This is a genomic window from Paratractidigestivibacter sp., assembly GCF_052362415.1.
In the GTDB taxonomy this organism is placed as follows: Bacteria; Actinomycetota; Coriobacteriia; order Coriobacteriales; family Atopobiaceae; genus Paratractidigestivibacter.
Window position 1 is genome coordinate 1 of record NZ_DAWEMK010000112.1, and the last position, 4,174, is coordinate 4,174.

The window sequence follows — 4,174 nt, forward strand, 5'->3', positions numbered from 1 at the left end:
CCGCTGAACGGCATGCACGAGATCATGGGGTGGATGCCCCCGGGCGGCCTGCCCGTGCACACGAAGCTGCGGTTGCCTTTGTGCCCGAGCGCGCAAACGGCGCCGACTACGTGGTCGTTCGGCGCGGGCGAGAGCCCCTGCTCCCACCGGGGCCGCTCGTCCTCGCGCGCCGGGTCGACCCATCCCAGGGTTCCGTCGATGTCGAAGAATACCGTTGCCGTGCCGTTGCCCATCGCCCTACTCTCCTGTGCCGACGAGTCTGTCGAAGCATTCCTTCACGCTGACGACGCCCGTGCCGACGACGACCTGGATGACCTTGCCGGCCCGCATGACGCCGTGTGCGCCGGCCTCCTCGAATTCCTCGGCGGGGCGCACGAGCGCGGGGTCGGCGACCTCCACGCGCAGGCGCGTGACGCAGCTCGTGCAGTCGGTGACGTTGGCCGCGCCGCCCACGAGCTCGACGATCTTGCGCGCGAGCCGCTCCTTGCCCTGCGCCTCGAGGTACTCGTTCTTTGAGTTGAAGTGGATGTCGCGCTCGTCCTCGCGCCCCGGGGTCTTGAGGTCGAGCCTCAGGATGAGCGCCCGCATCACAAAGAAGTACACGAAGGTGAAGCACAGCCCGACGCCGAGCGTCGCGAGATAGGTCATGGCGTGGTTCGCCCACAGCGGGATGAAATTGAAGGAGGCCATCTCGATGAGGCCGCCGCTAAAGACGCCGACGGCGCCCACGAGGTTCATGCACATGGAGAGCAAAGCGGAGAGCAGCGCGTGCACCACAAAGAGCACCGGCGCCACAAAGAGGAACGTGAACTCGATGGGCTCGGTCACGCCGCAGAGCACCGCCGTGAGCGTGACGGGGATGAGGAGCGCGAGGAGCTGCTTGCGGCGCTCGGGGCGCGCGGTCGCGTAGAACGCCGCCGCGATGCCGGGGACGCCGTAGATCTTCGACCAGCCCGTGGCGGTGAGCGCGGCCCACGGGGCGAGGTCCTTCAGGGGCTCGGTGCTCGCGGCGAGGGTGGGCAGGGCGTTGGCCCAGGCGGCGTAGATACCACCGCCGACCAGCACGTTGTCGTAATAGAACGGCGCGTAGAGGATGTGGTGCAGGCCGAAGGGCATGAGCACGCGCTCGAGGAAGACAAAGATCCCCGTCCCGGCGACGCCGAGGTCCGTGATGACCTGCTGCAGGCAAGAGATACCGTCCTGCACCATCGGCCATACGAGGGAGGCGACGACGGCGAGCGGGACCATGACAAAGAAGCAGATCGCGTAGATGAACGTGGAGCCGGAGAAGACCCCCAGCCACTCGGGCAGCTCGACGTCGAAGAACTTGTTGTGGATGGCGATGACCGCGCCCGAGATCGCGAGCGCCCCGACCATGCCCATGTCGAGCGTCTTTATGCCCGCGATCATGGCGAGCCCCGACGCGTTGCCGACCTCGGCGGAGTAGTCCACGCCGAGCTCGGGGCCCCACAGCCGGAGGATCTGTCCCACGAAGTAGCAGAACGTGAGGAAGCTGACGAGCGCCTCCATGCAGCAGCGCGCCTGCTGCTTGCGGGCAAGGCCGATGGGCAGCGAGACCGCGAAGAGCAGCGGAAGCTGGTTGAACACGGTCCAGCCGCCCTGAAGAAGGACGCTCCAGCACTTGTACCAAGCGCAATCCGGCGAGGCGAGCGGCCCCATGACCGCCTGGGTCGTGAACAGGGTCCCCAGGCCGATGATGACGCCCGCGAACGCAAAGAGCATCACGGGCGTGAACATCGCGCCGCCGAACCTCTGGATCTTCTGCATCATTTGGAATTCCCCCCTGATGATGGCGGCGTCGCCGCCGTTCCCCGCCAGAAAGCTCAACCTGTTCGTTGAGGCGATGTTCAAACATCGTGCGCGTTTATCGACGAACCGCCGCCATATGCCCGTTAACGGCGCGCCGTGTTGACGGGCATGCCCCGGCGGGGGATATAATCACGCGCGAACACAGGTTCAGACATCATTCTGGGCGTTCATGAACGCCCGCGAGCATCCACGAGCAACCGGAAAGCGAGGTCGCCATGCCCAAGGCCAGGTACGAGGGAATCTACCAGGAACTTCTTCGTAGGATCGAGGTGGGCGACTACGCCTACCAGTCGCTCCTTCCGCCCGAAAGCGAGCTCACCGAGCAGTTCTCGTGCTCCCGCAACACGCTGCGCCGCGCGCTTTCCATGCTCGCCGACAACCTGTACGTCCAGCCGATCCACGGCAAGGGTGTTCGCGTGATCTGGCGAGAGAAGACCCACAACGCCATCGGCGTCCTCGAGGGGATCGAGTCGTTCGGCGAGTACTCCGCGCGCAACGGCATGACGGCATCGACCGAGGTCAAGGTCATAGAGCACATCCTGTGCGGGGACGCCCTCGCCAACCGCTCGGGCTTCAACGTGGGCGATGCCCTCACCCGCGTCGTGCGCGTGCGCAGCCTCGACGGCAAGGCGCGCCAGATCGACCACGGCTACTTCCTCGAGTCCGTCGTCCCCGGCATCGACGAGGACGTCGCGAGGGACTCCATCTACCGCCACCTCGAGCAGGACGTGGGGATGAAGATCGTCACGAGCCGCCGAACCGTGACCGTGCAGCTCGCGGGCGAGGAGGACTGCGCCTACCTTGACCTGGGCCCTTACAACTGCGTCGCCGTGATGGAGGGCCAGTCCTTCGACTCCAACGGCATCATGTTCGAGTACACCTGCACGAGGATCCACCCCGAAATCTTCTGCTATCAGATGACCTCGAGGCGCTAGCCGGGCCGCCGCGCGCCGAGCCGCCGTCGCTGAGGCACTGACCGGCGGCCGACTCCGCCGAGCCCCTCGCTCCCGTTCGGGCCTGTCAGCCCGCCCCAAACCGGCCAAAATCCTCCCTTTCCATACCTCTTGTTCAGACTCCGAGCCGCGAACGGTACGCAAAACTACCGCTCGCGGCTCGTTTTCGTCCCTTTACCCAGAACATGTCTGAACAACTTAGACAGTGACGCACTCTCGAATCAACAGAAGGGACGGGAAGCCCGCCCCGGGATTCACTGACCTCCCCCATGGGGGAGACGAAAGGGTGAGGGAAAATGAAGGCAAGCATGAACAGGCGCCAGTTCCTCTCGATGGGCGCGGTCGCCCTGGCCGGCCTCGGCCTCGCGGGCTGCGGCGGCTCCTCCGACTCCGGCGCCAAGTCCGATGACTCCTCCAAGGGCGACGCCGCCAAGGGCTCCGTCTCTACTACCTCAACTTCAAGCCCGAGGTCGACGAGGAGTGGCAGGCCCTCGCAAAGAAGTACACCGAGAAGACCGGCGTCGAGGTCAAGGTCGTGACCGCCGCCTCCGACACCTACGAGCAGAAGCTCCAGTCCGAGATCTCCAAGTCCTCCGCCCCGACCCTCTTCCAGGTCAACGGCCCGACCGGCCTTGCCAACTGGAAGGACTACTGCCTCGATCTCACCGGCTCGAAGGTCCTCGGCGAGCTCGCCAACGACGTGCTCAAGCTCGAGGGCGACGGCAAGGTCTACGCCATCGACTACGTCGAGGAGGACTACGGCATCATCTACAACAAGGACCTGCTGACCAAGGCCGGTTACTCCGCCGACGACATCAAGGACTTCGACTCGCTCAAGAAGGTCGCCGACGACATCCAGGCCCGCAAGGCCGAGCTCGGCGTCGAGGGCGCCTTCACCTCCGCCGGCATGGACTCCAGCTCCAACTGGCGCTACACCACCCACCTTGCCAACATGCCAATCCACTACGAGTTCAAGGACGAGAACGAGGACGACACCGACGCCATCAAGGGCACCTACCTGCCGCAGTACAAGCAGATCTTCGACCTCTACCTCACCGACTCCACCTGCGACCCCTCTCAGGTCGCCTCGAAGACCGGCGACGACGCCGTCAACGAGTTCCTCAACGGCAAGGCCGTCTTCTACCAGAACGGCACCTGGGCCTACAAGGACATCGCGGCGCTCGGCGACGACAAGATCGGCATGATCCCGCTCTACATCGGCGTCAAGGGCGAGGACAAGCAGGGCATGTGCTCCGGCGGCGAGAACTACTGGTGCGTCAACTCCCAGGCTTCCGCCGACGACCAGGCCGCCACGCTCGAGTTCCTCAACTGGGTCGTCACCGACGACGAGGCCACCAAGGCCATCGCCGAGGACATGGGCCTGACCATGC

Annotated in this window: 3 protein-coding genes and 2 pseudogenes; 3 read left to right on the top strand and 2 right to left on the bottom strand. The window is 65.2% G+C overall.

The genetic code is table 11. The features are described 5' to 3' along the window. Together ACT84W_RS09190 and ACT84W_RS09195 are read right to left on the bottom strand one after the other, a co-directional pair. Positions 1-233, bottom strand: a pseudogene (locus ACT84W_RS09190) (HAD hydrolase family protein); the annotation flags it as partial. A gap of 4 nt (positions 234-237) precedes the next feature. Beyond that, complete coding sequence (locus ACT84W_RS09195) at positions 238-1,791, bottom strand: alpha-glucoside-specific PTS transporter subunit IIBC (RefSeq protein WP_444328988.1); 1,554 nt, start codon at positions 1,789-1,791, stop codon at positions 238-240. A gap of 254 nt (positions 1,792-2,045) precedes the next feature. Between ACT84W_RS09195 and ACT84W_RS09200 the strand changes: the two genes are divergently transcribed. The 3 genes and pseudogenes from ACT84W_RS09200 to ACT84W_RS09210 all read left to right on the top strand — a co-directional run. Then, entirely contained in the window at positions 2,046-2,765 is a 720-nt protein-coding gene (locus ACT84W_RS09200) for a GntR family transcriptional regulator (protein WP_444328989.1), read from the top strand. A gap of 326 nt (positions 2,766-3,091) precedes the next feature. After that, on the top strand, positions 3,092-3,322 hold the full coding sequence (locus tag ACT84W_RS09205; RefSeq protein ID WP_444328990.1) for a twin-arginine translocation signal domain-containing protein: 231 nt from the start codon (positions 3,092-3,094) through the stop codon (positions 3,320-3,322). After that, positions 3,313-4,174: pseudogene (locus ACT84W_RS09210) on the top strand (ABC transporter substrate-binding protein); the annotation flags it as partial. The gene ACT84W_RS09205 and the pseudogene ACT84W_RS09210, both read left to right, overlap by 10 nt.